The organism is Candidatus Bathyarchaeota archaeon, assembly GCA_026014465.1.
In the GTDB taxonomy this organism is placed as follows: Archaea; Thermoproteota; Bathyarchaeia; order Bathyarchaeales; family Bathycorpusculaceae; genus JADGNF01.
This window is the reverse complement of sequence record JAOZID010000014.1, coordinates 1-1,319: the sequence shown is the minus strand read 5'-3', so window position 1 is coordinate 1,319 and position 1,319 is coordinate 1. Positions and strand designations below refer to the sequence as shown.

The 1,319-nt window shown below is 51.7% G+C and carries 1 protein-coding gene; it reads left to right on the top strand.

All coding sequences use genetic code 11. The features are described 5' to 3' along the window. Nucleotides 1-98: 98 nt before the first annotated feature. Nucleotides 99-1,163 (top strand): IS110 family transposase, encoded by a 1,065-nt coding sequence (locus tag NWF04_10815; protein MCW4007057.1) that lies wholly within the window; start codon nt 99-101, stop codon nt 1,161-1,163. Nucleotides 1,164-1,319: the final 156 nt, after the last annotated feature.

Below are 1,319 nucleotides of genomic sequence, written 5' to 3'. Positions count from 1 at the left end.
TCGAGATAGTATGAGAAGGCTGGTCCCCCGAGGTGTGATATAATCACCCTCAAAAATCCCAAAAAGCGCACTTTGTGTGCAAAGAAAGGAGACCAGCCATGAGAAAGTATAGCATAAAACATTTTGTTGGTATGGATATTGGTGATCATAGCAATCAAATCTGTGTGTTGGATCTCAACGGAGCGGTTGTGCAATCCACTGGTATCGAGAACAGCATCGATGGCATGAACTCCTATTTTGATCATTTCGAGGTTCCCAAAGAGGTTTTGGTGGCGATTGAAACGGGAACACACTCGCCCTGGATCAGCCATCTTCTTGAAGCACGGGGATTTAAGGTTTTGGTGGCTAACGCCCGAAAACTCCGCATGATATGGGACAGCACCCGCAAGGATGACGAGCGGGATGCGGAGATGCTGGCAAGGATCGCCCGTTTCGATCCCCAACTGCTCAGCCCCATCCGCCACCGCAGCCAATCCGCGCATATGGATCTGGCCATTGTCAAAGCGCGTGATGCCTTGGTCCGTTGCCGAACCGACCTGATCAATTTTGTGCGGGGAACGTGCAAGTCCGCCGGAGCGAAATTACCCTCCTGTACTGCGGAAGCTTTTCCCAAACGAGTCATAGACTTTGTCCCTCAAGAGTTATTGGCGGCCGTCGTGCCCTGTATCAATACCATCATGTCGTTAACAAATCATATCCGCGGATACGACCGCAAAATCGAAGAGCTCTGTGAACAATCCTATCCTGAAACCAAGCTTCTCAGGGAGATCACAGGAGTTGGTCCGGTGACCGCCTTGAGCTATGTTCTTACCCTGGAGGATCCCAAGCGCTTCAAGAAGAGCAGGGATGTTGGGCCCTATTTAGGTTTGACACCCAAGCGGGATCAATCAGGAAATACCGATAAACCTCTTCCCATCAGCAAGGTTGGAAATGGATATTTACGCCGTTTGCTGGTGGGGTCAGCCCAATATATTCTTGGCCCGTTTGGGCCGGACTGTCTCTTGCGCCGTTTCGGGGACAGCATTGCAAGCAGGGGTGGTAAAGCCGCCAAGCGCAGGGCCGTGGTTGCAGTGGCCAGAAAACTGGCGGTGCTCATGCACAGCCTTTGGAAAAACAATAGGGTCTATGATCCCTGGTATTCATTCAAAGCAAATGCCGTTTGAAACTGTGTTCTTGGAAACCCGCGATGGGGCGGGCCGGGCTCCGACGAGCCATTCGGAGAGCCCATTCTCGCCCGCCCCGCCCCATCGCTGCGACAGTGCAAAGTAAGGATTTTCAAAAAAACAAACACCCGAACATAATGCGAGGCGATCTTTAGT

Bases quoted from the DNA above. Each gene is read 5' to 3' on its own strand.
- NWF04_10815 (MCW4007057.1), top strand. From the start codon at position 99: ATGAGAAAGTATAGCATAAAACATTTTGTTGGTATGGATATTGGTGAT.